Origin of the sequence: Streptomyces sp. NPDC085481, from assembly GCF_044541845.1 — a bacterium.
Lineage (GTDB): Bacteria > Actinomycetota > Actinomycetes > Streptomycetales > Streptomycetaceae > Streptomyces.
In genome coordinates this window covers 72,906-88,520 of the sequence record NZ_JBITTJ010000008.1, presented here as the reverse complement: position 1 = coordinate 88,520, position 15,615 = coordinate 72,906, and the positions used below count along the sequence as shown (strand labels likewise).

Annotated in this window: 15 protein-coding genes; 5 read left to right on the top strand and 10 right to left on the bottom strand. The window is 73.3% G+C overall.

Going from position 1 to position 15,615, the window contains the following annotated elements; genetic code table 11:
• Window positions 1-107 precede the first annotated feature (107 nt).
• Complete coding sequence (locus ACIGEZ_RS18680) at window positions 108-1,019, bottom strand: MHYT domain-containing protein (RefSeq protein ID WP_399832315.1); 912 nt, start codon at window positions 1,017-1,019, stop codon at window positions 108-110.
• A 173-nt stretch (window positions 1,020-1,192) separates the two neighbouring features.
• Between ACIGEZ_RS18680 and ACIGEZ_RS18675 the strand changes: the two genes are divergently transcribed.
• From ACIGEZ_RS18675 to ACIGEZ_RS18665, 3 genes are all read left to right on the top strand, one after another.
• Window positions 1,193-1,798: a class I SAM-dependent methyltransferase gene (locus ACIGEZ_RS18675; RefSeq protein WP_399832313.1), complete on the top strand. Its 606-nt coding sequence runs from the start codon at window positions 1,193-1,195 to the stop codon at window positions 1,796-1,798.
• Window positions 1,799-2,041: 243 nt separating this feature from the next.
• Window positions 2,042-2,899, top strand: a complete 858-nt coding sequence (locus ACIGEZ_RS18670) for a hypothetical protein (RefSeq protein WP_399832311.1) — start codon at window positions 2,042-2,044, stop codon at window positions 2,897-2,899.
• A gap of 211 nt (window positions 2,900-3,110) precedes the next feature.
• Window positions 3,111-4,478: a tannase/feruloyl esterase family alpha/beta hydrolase gene (locus ACIGEZ_RS18665; RefSeq protein ID WP_399832309.1), complete on the top strand. Its 1,368-nt coding sequence runs from the start codon at window positions 3,111-3,113 to the stop codon at window positions 4,476-4,478.
• A 146-nt stretch (window positions 4,479-4,624) separates the two neighbouring features.
• Here ACIGEZ_RS18665 and ACIGEZ_RS18660 read toward each other — a convergent pair whose 3' ends face one another.
• Both ACIGEZ_RS18660 and ACIGEZ_RS18655 read right to left on the bottom strand, forming a co-directional pair.
• Window positions 4,625-5,185 carry an MOSC domain-containing protein gene (locus tag ACIGEZ_RS18660; RefSeq protein ID WP_399832307.1) on the bottom strand — a complete coding sequence of 187 codons (561 nt, stop codon included), beginning with the start codon at window positions 5,183-5,185 and terminating at the stop codon, window positions 4,625-4,627.
• A 50-nt stretch (window positions 5,186-5,235) separates the two neighbouring features.
• The gene (locus tag ACIGEZ_RS18655) at window positions 5,236-6,339 is read right to left on the bottom strand and encodes a fatty acid desaturase family protein (protein ID WP_399832305.1); all 1,104 of its coding nucleotides are present in this window, start codon (window positions 6,337-6,339) and stop codon (window positions 5,236-5,238) included.
• 267 nt (window positions 6,340-6,606) lie between these two features.
• Between ACIGEZ_RS18655 and ACIGEZ_RS18650 the strand changes: the two genes are divergently transcribed.
• Window positions 6,607-9,549: an SNF2-related protein gene (locus ACIGEZ_RS18650; RefSeq protein ID WP_399832303.1), complete on the top strand. Its 2,943-nt coding sequence runs from the start codon at window positions 6,607-6,609 to the stop codon at window positions 9,547-9,549.
• On the top strand, window positions 9,546-10,886 hold the full coding sequence (locus ACIGEZ_RS18645; RefSeq protein ID WP_399832301.1) for an SWF or SNF family helicase: 1,341 nt from the start codon (window positions 9,546-9,548) through the stop codon (window positions 10,884-10,886). The genes ACIGEZ_RS18650 and ACIGEZ_RS18645 overlap by 4 nt, the downstream gene beginning before the upstream one ends.
• Here ACIGEZ_RS18645 and ACIGEZ_RS18640 read toward each other — a convergent pair.
• The 7 genes from ACIGEZ_RS18640 to ACIGEZ_RS18610 form a co-directional block, all read right to left on the bottom strand.
• Window positions 10,867-11,655 (bottom strand): hypothetical protein, encoded by a 789-nt coding sequence (locus ACIGEZ_RS18640; RefSeq protein ID WP_399832298.1) that lies wholly within the window; start codon window positions 11,653-11,655, stop codon window positions 10,867-10,869. The two genes, ACIGEZ_RS18645 and ACIGEZ_RS18640, sit on opposite strands and share 20 nt — an antisense overlap.
• 105 nt (window positions 11,656-11,760) lie before the next feature.
• Window positions 11,761-12,615: a bifunctional 5,10-methylenetetrahydrofolate dehydrogenase/5,10-methenyltetrahydrofolate cyclohydrolase gene (locus ACIGEZ_RS18635; protein ID WP_399832296.1), complete on the bottom strand. Its 855-nt coding sequence runs from the start codon at window positions 12,613-12,615 to the stop codon at window positions 11,761-11,763.
• Window positions 12,616-12,918: 303 nt separating this feature from the next.
• Window positions 12,919-13,284 carry a PRC-barrel domain-containing protein gene (locus tag ACIGEZ_RS18630; protein WP_399832294.1) on the bottom strand — a complete coding sequence of 122 codons (366 nt, stop codon included), beginning with the start codon at window positions 13,282-13,284 and terminating at the stop codon, window positions 12,919-12,921.
• A 176-nt stretch (window positions 13,285-13,460) separates the two neighbouring features.
• Window positions 13,461-13,622: a hydrophobic protein gene (locus tag ACIGEZ_RS18625; RefSeq protein ID WP_399832292.1), complete on the bottom strand. Its 162-nt coding sequence runs from the start codon at window positions 13,620-13,622 to the stop codon at window positions 13,461-13,463.
• A gap of 119 nt (window positions 13,623-13,741) precedes the next feature.
• Window positions 13,742-14,038 (bottom strand): DUF2188 domain-containing protein, encoded by a 297-nt coding sequence (locus ACIGEZ_RS18620; RefSeq protein WP_399832290.1) that lies wholly within the window; start codon window positions 14,036-14,038, stop codon window positions 13,742-13,744.
• 127 nt (window positions 14,039-14,165) lie between these two features.
• Complete coding sequence (locus ACIGEZ_RS18615; RefSeq protein ID WP_399832288.1) at window positions 14,166-15,287, bottom strand: glutamate--cysteine ligase; 1,122 nt, start codon at window positions 15,285-15,287, stop codon at window positions 14,166-14,168.
• Window positions 15,288-15,398: 111 nt separating this feature from the next.
• The gene (locus tag ACIGEZ_RS18610; RefSeq protein WP_399832286.1) at window positions 15,399-15,572 is read right to left on the bottom strand and encodes a CsbD family protein; all 174 of its coding nucleotides are present in this window, start codon (window positions 15,570-15,572) and stop codon (window positions 15,399-15,401) included.
• Window positions 15,573-15,615 lie beyond the last annotated feature (43 nt).

The following is a 15,615-nucleotide window of genomic DNA, read 5'->3' as shown; positions in this document are numbered from 1 at the left end:
GGAGAGGGACGGGTCCGCCTGGTGCTCAGGGCTTGCGGGGCGGTCGGGGTGACGGGACGGCGGCGGTCACCCGGGCACGGGGCCGAGGCCGGCAGGACGGCCCGCTCTCACGCGCGGGCCCGACGCGGGTACGCCGGGCCGCCGTCCACCGGCCCCGAGGGGTACGGCTGGGCGGGCGCGTGCGCGGCGGCGGCCGGCTCCTCGGTCGTCGTCGCTGGGTGGAAGCCGGGAGGTGCGACGTCCACGGCACGCTCGTCCGGTTCGGTGAGGCTTTCCGCCGAGGCGTACGCGGCGCGTTCGGTCGCCGTCGGGGAGAGGGCGACGAAGGCCGAGGTGATGAAGAGGTAGGAGCCGAGACCGACCGCGAGCGGGAAGATGAACTGCATGACGGAGGCACCGGGGAGCGGGGCGGAGGAGGGGACGACCTCGACCCGCACGGCGAACATGCCGGTGTAGTGCATGCTGCTGACCGCCGCGCCCATGACGAGGGAGGCGAGCGCCACCGCCGCCGGTGCGTGGATGTTGAGCGCCGCCCACAGGGCCGCGGTGGCGGCCACGACCGCGATGACGACGGAGAGGGCGACGAGCATCGGGTCGTAGCGCACCTGTCCGTGCAGGCGCAGGGCCGCCATGCCCATGTAGTGCATGCTCGCCACACCGACGCCCGTCGTGAGGCCGCCGATCAGGAGTGAGCGGACGCGGTCGCGCCCGTGTCCCACGGCGAAGACGCCGACACCCACGACGGCCATGGCGATGAGCAGACTGAGCAGCGTGAGGGGAACGTCGTAGCGGATGTCGGTGCCGGTCACGCCGAAGCCGAGCATCGCGACGAAGTGCATCGTCCAGATGCCGGTTCCGATCGCGGAGGCCGCGGTGATCAGCCAGTTGCGCCGCGACCTGCCGGTCGTGTCGAGGGCGCGTACGGTGCAGCGCAGCCCGAGGGCGGCGCCGATGCAGGCCATCGCGTACGACAGCACAGGTGTCAGCCAGCCGAAGGTGGCGTGGTCCAGGTGTCCCATGACTCGGGGACGCTAGTGCGCCTCCAGGGGCGCACTGGGGGCGCATTTCGAAAGCTGATGGAATATGACGCAGAGATGTTCCCGAACGATCGCGACGAGCTCGAACGTGCGCACAGATGGTTCACTCGTCCGGGTAACCGACTCACGCCTGCGAGTGAGGGATCATGGGGCACATGAGCGATGACCCCACACAAGTACGGGAGTTCTTCGGCATGCGCGCCGCCGGCTGGGACGCCCGCTTCCCCGGCGACGGCCCCGCCTACGCCGCCGCCGTCGCCGACCTCGGACTGCGCCCCGGCGACGCGGTGCTCGACGCGGGCTGCGGCACCGGCCGGGCCCTGCCCCCGCTGCGCGAAGCCGTCGGCCCGACGGGCACGGTCATCGGGGCGGACCTGACGCCCGAGATGCTCGAAGAGGCGGTACGAGCCGGGCGCGACAAGGCGGCCGCGCTGATCCTCGCGGACGTCGCCCGGCTTCCGCTGCCCGACGGTGCACTCGACGCCGTGTTCGGGGCGGGGCTCATCTCACACCTCGCCGAACCGGCCGGCGACCTTCGGGAGCTGGCCCGCGTGGTGCGCCCCGGCGGACACCTCGCACTCTTCCACCCCATCGGCCGCGCCGCCCTCGCCGCCCGCCACGGCCGCCGGATCACCGACGACGACCTGCGGGCGGAGCCCAACCTCCGCCCGATGCTCGCCGGTTCGGGCTGGGAGCTGCTCAGGTACGTGGACGAGGACGATCGCTATCTGGCACTCGCCGTGCGCCGCCGTACGCAGTGACGGACGGGGCGGCCGGCACCCGGGTCCGGAACCGGCCAGCATCAGCCCGTTCACCCCGGCGCCTGGCTGTCCGCGCTCGCCGAGCGCCTGCGCACGACGGGCGGGGCACCGCCGGTCCGGTGACAGGGGCCGACCTGGCGGAGGGAGCGGACGTCCTGTGCGAGGCCGTCTTCACGCGACAGCTCTCGACGGACGGGTTACTCACTGGTTAGGGTGCGCCGACGACCAGATGGGGAGGCTGACGTGGGAGAACCGGAATCCGCCGCGAACGGCGCGGAGGACGGCGACGACGACGCGCTGTACGTGCTGACGGCGGCGCTGCTCACGCCCGCGCAGTTCCCCACCGTGCTCGGCGACGACTACCCGGCGGCCTGTGCCGCCCTGGGGCTCGAGCCGTACGCGGAGGGGTACGGGCTCGTGCTCGGGCAGGACGGCGGCGGCGCCCGGTGGACCGTCATCGTGGACGACGTGTCGCTGGTCGCGGTGGCCATCGCCTCCTGGGACTGCGGGATGGAGTACGACCTCTCCCCCGACGAGCGGTCGGTCGTGTCCGCGCTGCCCGGCTGGCCGCTCGCCGTCGCCACGGCCGCGCCCGGCGTGCCCGCGCCCCACGACCCCGAACCGGAGGAGGGCGACCCGGCCCCGCTGGCCCCGCCCGACCGCGGGAGCTGGGGACCGGCTCATCGGCGGCTGGGGGCGGACATGGTGGCGCTCCAGTGGGCCGAGTGGCGCGCGCAGATGGGCGGGGACGCGGACAGCGACGCGGCGGCCGCCGCGGGCAGCACCGAAGCCCCGGAGCCTACGGACGGCGAGGGTGCGGGTACCACCGACCCGTACGACGGTGTGCGCAGGGCGCTCGACGAGCTGAGCGGCTATCTGCAGGAGGCGCCGCCGGTCGGGCGGGTCCGGTCGAGCTTCGCCGGGGGCGAGGCGCGCATGCTGCGTGCCGACGGGCCTGGCTGGTCGCTGGTCGCACGGACCGACGACATGGCTTTCGTGCTCCTGGACGACGAGCCGAACGAGGTCCTGCCGGTGACCCGCGGCCCGAAACTGCCCGCGCTCCTTGAAGCGCTGGACGCGATGGCGGTACGCCCCTCCTGAGCCGGAGCCGGTCGCTTCTGCGATCGGCCACATGGCACGCCGGCAGGAGGTGTGGCGCGGCCCCATGGCCCCGCGATCGGTGTCCCGCGCAGGATGTGGCCGCGCGCCGAGGCGCACGCCGACGGATCATGGCGCGCCAGGACACAGCACGGCGCGTCCCGGCGCGACCGCGCCGGGCACCCGTTCCGCCGTCGCCACACCGGAGGCCACCATGCGCCTGTCTCCAGGCGTTCCGCTGCTCGCCGCGCTCCTGACGGGGCTGACCTTTCTCGGTCCCGCGGCTCCCGCCGGGGCGCAGGGCCCCGGGCCCTGCGCCCACCCGGACCGGCTGCACGTGCCGGGGGCCGAGCACCAGGAGGCCGCGTGCCTGGGCGATCTGACGACGGCGGGGACCGCCGGCACGCGCTACACCGACATGGCCGACCAGGCGGGGCTGTCGGCAGCGGGCACCCGCAATCCGTCGGGCGTCCCAGGCGTCCAGATCGACGGCTACTTCCCCGACGACTCCCGCCTGAACGCCACCCACGACTGGGCGCACGACGCCCAGTTCGTGATCCGGATGCCCGATCGCTGGAACGGCGGCCTCGTCGTCACCGGAGCCCCGGGAACCCGCCGCCAGTACTCCACCGACGCGCTCATCTCCGACCAGGTCCTGGCCCAGGGCTTCGCGTACGCCGCCACCGACAAGGGCAACACGGGCCCCGACTTCTTCACGGACGGGCGGGAGCCGGGTGACGCGGTCGCCGAGTGGAACCGCCGGGTCACCGAGCTGACGAAGGCCGCGAAGAACGCCGTACGCCAGCGCTACGGCTCGGCCCCGCGCCGCACGTACATGACGGGCATCTCCAACGCCGGGTATCTGACCCGCTGGCAGCTGGAGAACCGGCCCGAGCTGTACGACGGCGGGGTGGACTGGGAGGGCGTGCTGTGGACCACCCGCGGCCCCAACCTGCTCACCAGCCTGCCGGTCACGGTCGCCCGCTCGTACGGCACGGCTTCGGACGACGACCTGGTCGACGCCGGGTTCGCGCCCGGCTCGCGCTTCCTGTGGCCATACCACGAGAAGGCGTACTGGGGGCTGACCCAGAAGATCTTCCGTACCGAGTTCGACCCCTCGTACGACCCGCGGTGTCCTGGTGCGACGGCCGGGGCAACGTTGCCCGAGATCCTCGCTCCGTGCGCGTCGGACGCCTCGTACGACTATGCCGCCCGCCCCGCGGCGGTCCGGCGCGCGGTGGCGAAGGTCGCGCTCACCGGCCGGATCGGGAAGCCGCTGATCACGTTGCACGGGGACCTGGACACCCTGCTGCCCATCGCCACCGACTCGGACGTGTACGCGCGGATGATCGAGGAGCGGGGCCGGGGCGGGCTGCACCGCTATTACACGGTCCGGGACGGCACGCACACCGACGGCCTGTACGACGCCTACCCGGACCGGCTGCGGCCGATCCTGCCCTGCTACCGGTCGGCGTTCACCGCGCTGACCCGGTGGGTGGAGGCGGGCGTGACACCGCCCGCGGACCGTACGATCGCACGGCCGGCGGGCGGAGACGTGGTCAATTCCTGCGCACTGCGGTGACAGGAGATCGGATCCTGGATCCAGGATCCAGGATCCTGGATGTTGGATCCTGGATGTTGGATCCTGGATGTTGGATCCTGGATGTTGGATGTTGGATCCAATCTCCAAGGTCCAATCTCCGGGATCCGGGATCCGGGATCCGGGGATCAGACCATCTCCAGGGGGCGGTGCGGCTCCGCCGGGAGCTCGACGCGTATCGCGTCGCCGGGCCGCACCTCCCCGCCGGTCAGGACGACGGACATGATCCCCGCCTTGCGGACGATCCGACCTTCCTCGTCACGGCCGAGGACCTGCTTGAGCAGTCCGTGCTGGAAGTTGTCGATCTGCGCGCACGGGTTGCGCAGTCCGGTGACCTCCACGACGGCTTCGGCGCCGAGGTGGAGTCGGGTCCCGGTGGGCAGGCCGAGGAGGTCGATGCCGCGGGTGGTGATGTTCTCGCCGAGGTCGCCGGGGGCGACCTCGAAGCCGGCTCCGGCGACGTCGTCGAAGAGCTCGGCGTGGATCAGGTGGACCTGACGCAGGTTCGGCACGGTCGGGTCCTTCGCGACCCGGGAGCGGTGCTTGACGGTGACGCCGGCGTGCACGTCGCCCTCCACTCCGAGGCCGGCGAGGAGCGTGATGGTCCCCCGGTTGGGCTTGGTGAACGAGTAGACGCCGTTGCTGCTGACCGTCGTGACGGTGGCTTGGGTCGTCGTGCCTGCGGTCATGACCTGGAGTCCCCTTCTCCTGCGGTGCCTGAGGTGTCGTGCCTGCGACCCTACGCGACGCCCTCCACGCGCAGCGGGGCCCCCACCTCGTGCAGATGGCCGAGCGCCTGCCGGTAGGAGTCGACGAAGCCGGTCTCGGTGTACGGGATGCCGAGCGCCCGGCAGTGCGCGCGCACCGCGGGCTGGGCGAGGCGCAGGTGCGGCCGCGGCATGCTGGGGAAGAGGTGGTGCTCGACCTGGTAGTTGAGCCCGCCGAGGAACCAGTCGGTGAGCGCCCCACCGCGGATGTTGCGGGAGGTCAGGACCTGACGGCGCAGGTGCCCCCAGGAGTCGCCGTCCGGGTGGGCGTCGGGCATCTCCATGCCCTTGTGGTTGGGCGCGAAGGCCATGCCCAGGTGCACGCCGAGGAGCATCTGGTGGAGCAGGGCGAAGACGAGGGCCTGGAGCGGAGACAGGAAGGTCAGGAGCAGGGCGGTGTATCCGGCGACGTGGGCGAGGAGCAGGCCGCCCTCGACGAGGCGTTCGCGGCTGGTGCGGCAGGGGCCGTCCTTGGCGAGCAGGGCCTGGACTCCGTACACCTTGAGGGCGATGCCCTCCAGGGTGGTCAGGGGGAAGAAGAGCCAGGCCTGGTGGCGGGTGAGCCAGCGGCGCAGACCGGTGCGGTCGGTGGTCTGGTGGGCGGCGAAGACGAGGACGTCGGCGGCCACGTCCGGGTCCTTGTCCAGGTGGTTGGGGTTCGCGTGGTGGCGGTTGTGCTTGTCGTTCCACCACTCGCGGCTCATGCCGAGGAGCAGGTTGGCGTGGACGAGCTGGATGATCCGGCCGAGACTGCGGTGGTCGGTGATCTGCGCGTGCCCGGCGTCGTGGCCGACGAAGGCGATGCGGGCGGAGAGCAGCGCGAGCGGCACGGCGAGGGGCAGCGCCCACCAGGACGGGCCGATGAGCGCGAGGCCGGCGATCACGGCGGCGATGCCGAGGAGGTTGACCACGATGCCGCGGGCGTACCAGCCGGGGCGGCGGTCGAGGAGCCCCTGCTCCTTGATGGTGCGCAGCAGCGGGGCGAACTCGCTGCCGCCGCCGTAGCCGTGGCGGCGGGCGGGGCGCTGTTCGGGTGCCGCGAGGGGCGCGGTGAGCGTCGCGGTGGCCTGGGGCATGGCGGTCTCCGGGTTCCGTGGAAGTCCGTGGAAGGCGGCCGCCGCGGGGTCCGCACCGGCTACCGAAAACCTAGGGATCGGTGATCGTCCCGGGCCATGGCGGCACCACCCGGACCCGTTCGGGGGGCGGCCAGGGTGCGGGGGTGGGGCCTTCCCCACCCCCTGCTCGATCGTGATCCGGATCACGGTGTCGATTCGCCCGTGGCGTAGGGCGGTTGGGGTACCCTCGGCCGCTCCGAGCCCAAGTAGTCAAATTTGAGGAATGCGTTGTCGCAGTCGCCGTCGTCCTCGCTCCGCTCTGATGAACTCGCCCGCACCGATGAACTCGCCCGCTGTTCCGCCGTCTTCCTTCCCGCCGATCCGCCGCGCGCGGGTCGGGTCGCCTTCTGGTCCCAGGAGTTCCGGCCGCCGGCGGATGCCGTCGCCGAGCTGACGGTCGTCGACGCCGACGTCCGGCCGCGGACCGTGCCCACGCTGCTGCTCCCGCTGCGCGAGGCCCTGCCCGTCCTCGTACGGGCCCGGGCCCGCGCCGACGAAGGGGCCTCGCCCGCGGCCGCGTTCTGGGGTGCTGCGTCGATGTTCGCACTGGACCTCGCCGCCCGGGGGCTCCTGCTCCCCGGTCTCACCGCCACCGATCTGGACGCGTGGCGGGTCGGGCCGCTCGGACCCGAGGAGCTGGGCGCCCTGCGCGACCTCGCGGCGTCGATGCCGCCGTCGGCGCACGCCGTACCGCTGCCTTCGGATCCGGACTCGGATCCGGCAGAGGGCGGTGATCTGCGGCTGCCCGAACAGGAGGAGTTGCTACGGGCGTTCGCCGATGCCGTCGCCGACCTCCTCCCCCGCACCCCGGCCGCCCCGCTGGCCGCGGGCGGCCCCGCCTTCGCCGCCGACGAGCACGAGGAGCCGCAGCGACTGCCGCACCAGCGCCCCTGGTCGGCGGACGTGGCGGCAGGCCATGACGCGGGCGTCCGGCTTTCGCTCCGCATCGAGCTCGTCGGGGCAGGCGCCGCCGCAACACCCCTGGCCGCAGGGTCCGGGGACCCCGCCGCAGCTCCGGCCCCCGCCTTCCGGGCCGTCCTCCAGATGCACGCCGTCGCCGATCCCGCCCTCGTCGCCGACGCGGCAGACGTCTGGGCCGGTACGGCGCCGGCGGGTGCCGTCCTCGGGCCGCGGGCCCGGATGGACGCCCTGCTCGCGCTGCGCCGGGCCGCGCGGGCCTGGCCGCCGCTCTCCCCGCTGCTCTCGGCGGCCGTCCCCGACGCCGTGGACCTCGCCGACGAGGAGATCGCCGAGCTCCTGGGCCCCGCGGCCCGCGCCCTCGCCGCGACCGGGGTGCGGGTGCACTGGCCGCGCGGGCTCGGGCACCGGCTCACGGCCCGCGCCGTGATCGGACCGCCCGACGAGCCCGGCACGCGCGAACGGGGCGACGCCCTGCCGTCGTTCCTCGCCGCCGACTCCCTGCTCGCCTTCGACTGGCGCTTCGCCATGGGAGACCAGGAGCTCACGCGCGCGGAGCTCGACCAGCTGGCCGAGGCCGGCCGGCCGCTCGTACGGCTGCGGGACCAGTGGGTGCTCGTCGACCCCGAGGAGGTGCGCCGGGCCCGCACGTACCAGGACCGCAAGGTCACCCCGGTCGACGCGCTCGGCGCCGTACTCACCGGCACCACCGAAGTCGACGGGCGCCGTGTCGAGGTGCAGGCCACCGGCTGGGTGGAGCGGCTGCGGGCGCGGCTCGCCGACCCCGAGGGCGGCGGGCAGGAGATCGCCCAGCCCGCCGCGCTCGCCGCGACCCTGCGCGACTACCAGCTGCGCGGGCTCGGCTGGCTGCACCGGATGACCTCGCTCGGGCTCGGCGGCTGTCTCGCCGACGACATGGGCCTGGGCAAGACGATCACCCTGATCGCCCTGCACCTGCACCGCCAGACCGACCCGGCCTCGGCCGGTCCCACGCTCGTGGTCTGCCCGACCTCACTGATGGGGAACTGGCAGCGCGAGATCGAGCGGTTCGCGCCCGGTACGCCCGTACGCCGCTTCCACGGTCCGGCGCGCGAGCTGGACGGCCTGGCCGGCGGCGAGTTCGTGCTCACCACGTACGGCACGATGCGGCTCGACGCGCCGCGGCTCGCCGAGCGCTCGTGGGGCCTGGTCGTCGCGGACGAGGCACAGCACGTCAAGAACCCGTACTCGGCGACCGCCCGTGCGCTGCGCACGATCGGCGGCAGGGCGCGGGTCGCGCTGTCGGGCACGCCCGTGGAGAACAACCTCTCCGAGCTGTGGGCGATCCTCGACTGGACGACCCCGGGTCTGCTGGGCGGGCTCGGCGCGTTCCGTAGGCGGTACGCCTCCGCCGTCGAGGGCGGCCGCGATCCGGGCGCCGCCGAGCGGCTCGCCGCGCTCGTCCGGCCGTTCCTGCTGCGGCGCCGTAAGTCCGACCCGGGCATCGCGCCCGAGCTGCCGCCGAAGACGGAGACCGACCGGACCGTCGCCCTGACGAAGGAGCAGGCGGGGCTGTACGAGGCGGTGGTGCGCGAGACGCTGGCCGCGATCGCCGAGGCGGACGGGATGGAGCGGCGCGGTCTGGTGGTGAAGCTGCTCACCGGTCTCAAGCAGATCTGCAATCACCCGGCGCAGTATCTGAAGGAGGATCCGGGCGGGGAGCGGACCCGGATCGAGGGCCGTTCGGGCAAGCTGGAGCTGCTCGACGAGCTCCTCGACACGATCCTCGCGGAGGACGCGGGCGTGCTCGTCTTCACGCAGTACGTGCGGATGGCACGGCTGCTGGAGGAGCATCTGGCGGCGCGTGGCGTGCGGACCCAGTTCCTGCACGGCGGCACGCCGGTCGCCGCGCGCGAGGCGATGGTCGCCCGCTTCCAGTCCGGTGAGGTGCCGGTCTTCCTGTTGTCGCTCAAGGCGGCGGGCACCGGGCTCAACCTGACCCGGGCCGGGCATGTCGTGCACTACGACCGCTGGTGGAACCCGGCCGTGGAGGCGCAGGCCACCGACCGTGCCTACCGCATCGGGCAGACCCAGCCGGTGCAGGTCCACCGGCTGATCGCCGAGGGCACGATCGAGGACCGGATCGCGCGGATGCTGGAGCGCAAGCGCGAGTTGGCCGATGCCGTGCTCGGCTCGGGCGAGGCGGCCCTGACGGAACTGACGGATGCCGAGCTCGCCGAGCTGGTGCGGCTGCGCGGGGAGGACGGACGATGAGCGGACAGGCGTACGGGAGCGGGGACGAGGTCACCTTCGCGGCGCTGCCGCCGGTGCAGGGGGCTGTCTTCGCCCGGAGCTGGTGGGGCCGGGCGTGGCTGAAGGCCCTGGAGGACACGGCGCTCGACGGCCGACAGCTGAAGCAGGGGCGGCGACACGCGCGGGCCGGTGCGGTCGGCGCGGTGTCGGTGCGGCCGGGCCGGATCACTGCGGTGGTGCAGGACCGCGACGGCACGGCGTACCGGAGCGACGTACTCCTCCAGGAGCTGTCGGCGGAGGAGTGGGACCGGCTCGTCGACCTCGCGGTGGACAGTGCGGGGCACATCGCGGCTCTGCTCGACCGGGAGATGCCGCCGCACCTGGTGGAGGACGCGGCGGCGGCCGGTGTCGAACTGCTGCCGAACATCGGTGACCTGGAGCCGAAGTGCGGCTGCGAGGCCTGGGACCACTGCCCGCATACGGCGGCGCTCTGCTACCAGGTGGCGCGGCTGCTCGACGAGGATCCCTTCGTGCTGCTGCTCGTACGGGGGCGTGGCGAGCGGGCGCTCGTCGACGCGCTCCAGGAGCGCAGCGCGGCGCGCGCGGCGGCCGCGGAGGAGGCGGCGGGGCTCGGCGGGGCGCCGGGGGCGCGGGCGGGAACGGGATCGGGTGCGGGTGCGGGCTCTGGTGCGGGCGTGTCGGCGGAGGAGGCGTTCGCCGCGCGGGACATCCTGCCGCCGCTTCCCACCCCGCCGGCCGTGCCTGCGGCGCCGGGCGAGCCGCCGTCGCTCGACACCGAGGCCGACCCCGAGCCGGGGATCGACCCGGCGGCGCTGGAGTTCCTGGCGGCGGACGCGGCGGCCCGTGCGCACCGCATGCTCGCCGGGCTCGCGTCGTTCGACGACACGCCGCTCACGGTGGCCCAGGACGCGGTGCGGCTCGCCGCCGCCTCACCCGTGTCGCGGGTCGCGGCGCGGCTCGCCGAGGGGTCGGGACGCGGGCGGTCCGAACTCGGCCTGGCCGTACGGGCGTGGCGGTTCGGCGGCGCGGCCGCCCTCGCCGTACTCGACGGGGAGGACCTGCCAGGAGCCGAGGCACTGGCGCGGGCGGCGGCTCGGCTGGCTGAGGCCTGGGAGGACGGCGAACGGCCGGTCCTGCGTGCGGCGGGCGCCTCCCGCTGGACGGTCGTCGGGGCGGACGCCCAGCTGCGCCTCGGCGCGGACGGTCGCTGGTGGCCGTACCGCAGGGAGCACGGCCGGTGGAGCCCGGCGGGCCCTGCGGAGCAGGACCCGGCGGCGGCGCTCGCGGCGGCGCGGGCCGGGGCGGAGGAGGCTCCCGTCACTGAAGCGGCGCGGTGAGTTTCCGGCCGCTGCCGGAGGGCGCGGCGAGGCTGCAGGCGACGGTGTCGGAGCCGAGGAGGTAGCTGGTGCGGTACGGGTACTGGACGAAGGTGGTCCAGCGGGTGCCGAGCGGCTGGTCGGCGGCCTTGAGGCGCAGCGGCCCCCGGCACAGGGCGGCCGCCGCGTCCCGTACCGCCCCGTCATCGACGTGGCGGCCGGTGAGGTGGAGCCTGGCGACCAGTTCGGCGTCGTGGGGCGTGTCGCAGCCGCGGCGGGCGACGGTCCCGGGTGCGTCGCGGTCGATGTCGAAGCAGTCGCCGACGCGCAGCCCGTCGTAGGGCGTGGTCTTGGGCGCGGGCGCGGTCCGGCGGGTGGCCTGGGCCCGGGGCCGTGCGCTGGGGCGCGCGGTGCCGGACTCGGCGGCTCCGGGCGAGGCGGCGGGGCGGCTCGGGTGGGGCGTCGCGGTCCGGCTCGGCGTGCGAGGCGGCAGGGGCGAGGCGCTCTCGCCGTGCGCGGCGGAGGGGTGCTGTCCGGGTGTGTCCTGCGTGCCGTACGGCGTGTCGGCGCGGCCCCCGGCAGGGCCTGCGTCCGGCTGGGCAGGCGTGTCGGACGTGGCCCGGGCGGGGCTCGCGGCGCGCGGGTCGCGGTCGGGCGCGCTGCCGTGCGCGGTGAGGGTCACGGCGAGGCCGAGCACCGCGGCGAGCGCCGCGACCAGCAGGACGACGGCGCCCGGCCGCTTCGGGGGCCGGGCACCGCGGGACGGGGATGCCGTCGGCGGGTGGAGCATAGGGTCCAGGTTCACCCGGCGCCGCCCATGTGGCGAGCCGTATCGGCGACTTGGGCCCCGCTCGTACAGAACCGTGACAATCCCGCTCCTTGCATGAGACCCGGGTTACAGCCCGAGCCGGCGCTCGGCCGCCTCGACGGTCTGCGCGAGGAGGACGGCGATGGTCATGGGGCCGACACCGCCCGGTACGGGGGTGATGAGGGAGGCCCGCTCGGCGGCGCTCGCGAAGTCGACGTCGCCGACGTTGCCGGGGTTGTAGCCGGCGTCGATCACGACGGCGCCCGGCTTGAGGTCCTCGCCCTTGATGAAGTTGGGCTTGCCGACGGCGGCGACGAGGATGTCGGCCTCGCGGACGGCGGCGGGGAGGTCGGTGGTGCGGGAGTGGCAGTAGGTGACGGTGGCGTCGCGGCCGAGGAGCAGCAGCCCGGCCGGCTTGCCGAGGATGGCGCTGCGGCCGACGACCACGGCCCGCTTGCCGGTGAGCTCGACCTCGTACGCGTCGAGCAGCCGCATGATGCCGCCGGGGGTGCAGGAGACGAAGCCGGGCAGGCCGAAGCCCATGGCGGCGAAGGAGGCCATGGTGACGCCGTCGACGTCCTTCTCGGGGGCGATCGCCTCGAACGCGGCGCGCTCGTCGATGTGCGGGCCGACCGGGTGCTGGAGCAGGATGCCGTGGACCTCGGGGTCCTCGGAGAGCGCGGTGATGGTCGCGACCAGTTCCTCGGTGGTCGTGGTGGCGGGCAGTTCGACGTGCTTGGAGCGGATTCCGGCCTTCGCGCAGCGGTTCTGCTTCATCTTCACGTACGTGACGGAGGCCGGGTCCTCGCCGACGAGGACGGTCGCCAGGCAGGGCGTGACGCCGGTGCGGCGGGTGATCTCGGCGGCGCGTGCCGCGGTCTCCTCGACCGTGCGGCGGGCGAGCGCGGTGCCGTCCATGAGGCGTGCGGTGCTGGTGGACATGGGCCACTCCTGGGCGTCGTCGATGACCGGTGGATCGCCCAGGCGCACGGCTGCGACACGTCCGCGCGGGGTGCGCGCGCCCGTGCGGGCCGCTCCCCGGTGGTGATCCACCTCAAGCGCCAGTCACGGCCCGGCTCCACTCTACGTGACGCCTCCGGTGACGGGTACCGGTCAGGGGGCCGGTGCGGTCCGCGAGGCCAAGGCCGGGGCGGCGGACCCCCGGGGGCCGGGAGCAGGGTCGTGACAGGGCTGTGGGGCCCGGACTCGTCGAGTCCGGGCCCCACAGCCTGTGCTGGCCGGTGGTCAGAGCGGGCGGCCGCCGAACGGCGGGAAGCCGTAATACGTGCCGAGCTCCTCGCGGTAATCCGGGTCGCCGAGGTGCTTGTCACGGTGGAACTCGGGGGCGTCCTTGATCTGTTCCCTGGTCAGGTCGACGAAGATCTTCCCGTCCTCCGGAACGACCCGGGTCACCGTGCTCGCCGGCAGGAGGACCTCCTTCCCGAAGATCCACACACCGGTGTCCACGACCAGGTAGGCGTCACCGGCCTCGTCGGAGTGCTTGTCGACCTTGCCGATGCTCCCGTCGGTGGCCTCCACCTTGTATCCGGTGAGGTCGGCACCGGTCAGGTGACCCGAGGTCGACTGGTAACTCCACACATGCTCAGTCACGCGAAAACAACTCCTCCGGTAAAGGGACGGCGAGGAAATTCCCGCCGTCTTTGCTTTTCCGTACGTCGTGCGCGGCGGACTTCACGCGTCCCGCCGGAATTCCGCCTACCCCGCTTCCGGTCTCCCATTCACAGCATCCGGATGGGCGGTCGGCGCGGGCCGGCCGAGCGGGCCTCCTACCACCGGTACCACCGACCGCTACCACTCTTGGGGCGGGCGACGAATCCGAGCAGCCAGACGACGAGCAGGGCGATCGCGATCCACCAGAGAATCTTCAGCGCGAATCCGGCACCGAAGAGAATGAGGATCAGCAGAAGAACCAGAAGCACGGGAACCATGATGATCGACCTCCGGAAATCATGTGCCCCGGTCTCCTGCTCACACACCTGCGAAGGGTCGGGCACCGGAATCGCCGGACGAAGAGGAACCCCTCGGGAGGAAGCGCGGCGGGAATGTCCTAGAAGAGGCCCCCGCGTTCGCCTGCCTTGCGGCCACGTTCGTCGGGGGATGCCGCGGGGGCGTCGCCGTAGGTGTAGGCGGTCCGGATGTGCCCGTCGCGGGCATGGACGACGACCTGTGCGGGGGTGTGCTCCTTGGCATGCCGGCGTGCGGAGTCGATCGCGTCCTTCTGGGTCCGGTGCGGCTCGTGCAGCAGCCGACGGCCTTCCCTGCCCTCGACCTGCCACTTCACGCCCGCAGCCGCCGCCCGCTCGCCGGACGGTGCGACGTGGTAGACGGTCCGTTTCGCTGCCATGATCCTTCTCCTCGCCATTCAGGCGACTTACGACGCCGGGGCGTCGCCGCCTTCCTCGAGTGTGGTGGTCGGCCGTGGTCGCACGCCCCCGTGGTCCGGAGCGGGCCGAGGCCCTGTACTCCCGGGCTCAGGCGCGGGAGCTGCTCGTGATGTCCGCGCATCGGGTGACCACCGAGGCGAGACTGCCGTGGGTGCGGAGGAGTTCACGCTGGATGCGGGCGCCGTTGCCGGCTTCCAGCAGACCGGCGATGCCTTCGCGGACCCGTTCTTCGTCGCCGCTCCCGACCAGGGCCTCTCGGACATGGGCGTACAGCGCCTGGACGACTTCCACCGCCGGCGCCGCTCGCATGGTTTCGGGGTGGAGGAGGGGGCCGTCCAGGCCCGACCGGCCGGCCTGCCACGCCGCCAGCCGAAGCAGGCCTGTGCTGACGCGGGAGGGCGGTTCCCCGCCTTGCCAGGCCATGGCGGCAGTTTCGACGAGGGCGCGCACCAAGGCGGCCAGGAGTACGGGGGTCGACGCTTCGAGGCACACGTCCGCCACCCTGACCTCCACGGTGGGGTACGTGGCCGACAGCCGGGCGTCGAAGTAGATCATCGCCTCGTCGCGCAGGACTCCGGTGTCGAGCATGGCGCGGACCTGCCCGTGGTACCGGTCGACGGAGCCGAAAACGTCCATCGGACCGGCCGAGGGCAGCCTGTTCCACACCCGGCTGCGATAGCTCGCGTATCTGCTGTCCTGCCCCTGCCAGAAGGGCGAGTTCGCGCTCATCGCGGTCAGAACGGCGAGCCAGGGCCGGATCCTGTCCAGCACGGCGACACCTTCCTCGTCCGACTCGACCGAGACGTGGACGTGGCAGCCGCAGGTGAGCTGTTCCTGCGCGGTCAGGCCGAACTGTTCGCCCAGCCACGCGTATCGCGTGCCCGCGTTCAGCGAGGGCCGGGCGGGGAGCGGCGATGTGGCGAGGGCCGCCACGAGGGCGCCCGCGGACTCGGCGTGCTGACGGGCCTCGGCGCGGCACCGGGTGACCTCGTCCCCGAGTTCGCCCATCTCCGTCACCGGTTTGGTGGCGAACTCCAGCTGTTCTTTCTGCAGTTCCTTCTCGAAGGCGTGCAGCGGCGCGCCATCACCGTGTGGCCGCTGCCCCGCGGACCGGTCCGCGGCCGCGAGGACAGCACCGGCCAGCGCGAGGGGCTCCCCGCTGCGGGCATGCACGAGGAGCAACTCTTCTTCCACGCCCACGCTTCTCATTCAGCCACCGCCGTTCGCCTCTCGGTGGGTGGGAAGGCCTGCCCGTCCCACATGCGTTCGTGGGCGGACAGCCCCTCGTCCACCCACCGGGCCTCGGAACCCGTCGGCAGGTCAGTCCTTGAAGACGTCCTTGATCTTCTCCTTGGCCTGGCGGGCGTTGCCCTTCGCCTTCTCGGCACGCCCCTCGGCGGTCAGGCTTTCGTTGCCCACCGCACGGCCCGTCGTCTCCTTGATCTTGCCCTTGGCCTGCTCGGCCTTGGCCCTGGTCTTCTCCTTGTCCGACACGACTGATCACTCCCTGCTAAATCGAGCCAAATGACACATAAGG

Coding starts and splice junctions, on each gene's coding strand:
- ACIGEZ_RS18680 (WP_399832315.1), bottom strand. CDS start 1,019: ATGGGACACCTGGACCACGCCACCTTCGGCTGGCTGACACCTGTGCTG.
- ACIGEZ_RS18675 (WP_399832313.1), top strand. CDS start 1,193: ATGAGCGATGACCCCACACAAGTACGGGAGTTCTTCGGCATGCGCGCC.
- ACIGEZ_RS18665 (WP_399832309.1), top strand. CDS start 3,111: ATGCGCCTGTCTCCAGGCGTTCCGCTGCTCGCCGCGCTCCTGACGGGG.
- ACIGEZ_RS18660 (WP_399832307.1), bottom strand. CDS start 5,185: ATGACCGCAGGCACGACGACCCAAGCCACCGTCACGACGGTCAGCAGC.
- ACIGEZ_RS18655 (WP_399832305.1), bottom strand. CDS start 6,339: ATGCCCCAGGCCACCGCGACGCTCACCGCGCCCCTCGCGGCACCCGAA.
- ACIGEZ_RS18645 (WP_399832301.1), top strand. CDS start 9,546: ATGAGCGGACAGGCGTACGGGAGCGGGGACGAGGTCACCTTCGCGGCG.
- ACIGEZ_RS18640 (WP_399832298.1), bottom strand. CDS start 11,655: ATGCTCCACCCGCCGACGGCATCCCCGTCCCGCGGTGCCCGGCCCCCG.
- ACIGEZ_RS18635 (WP_399832296.1), bottom strand. CDS start 12,615: ATGTCCACCAGCACCGCACGCCTCATGGACGGCACCGCGCTCGCCCGC.
- ACIGEZ_RS18625 (WP_399832292.1), bottom strand. CDS start 13,622: ATGGTTCCCGTGCTTCTGGTTCTTCTGCTGATCCTCATTCTCTTCGGT.
- ACIGEZ_RS18620 (WP_399832290.1), bottom strand. CDS start 14,038: ATGGCAGCGAAACGGACCGTCTACCACGTCGCACCGTCCGGCGAGCGG.
- ACIGEZ_RS18615 (WP_399832288.1), bottom strand. CDS start 15,287: ATGAGAAGCGTGGGCGTGGAAGAAGAGTTGCTCCTCGTGCATGCCCGC.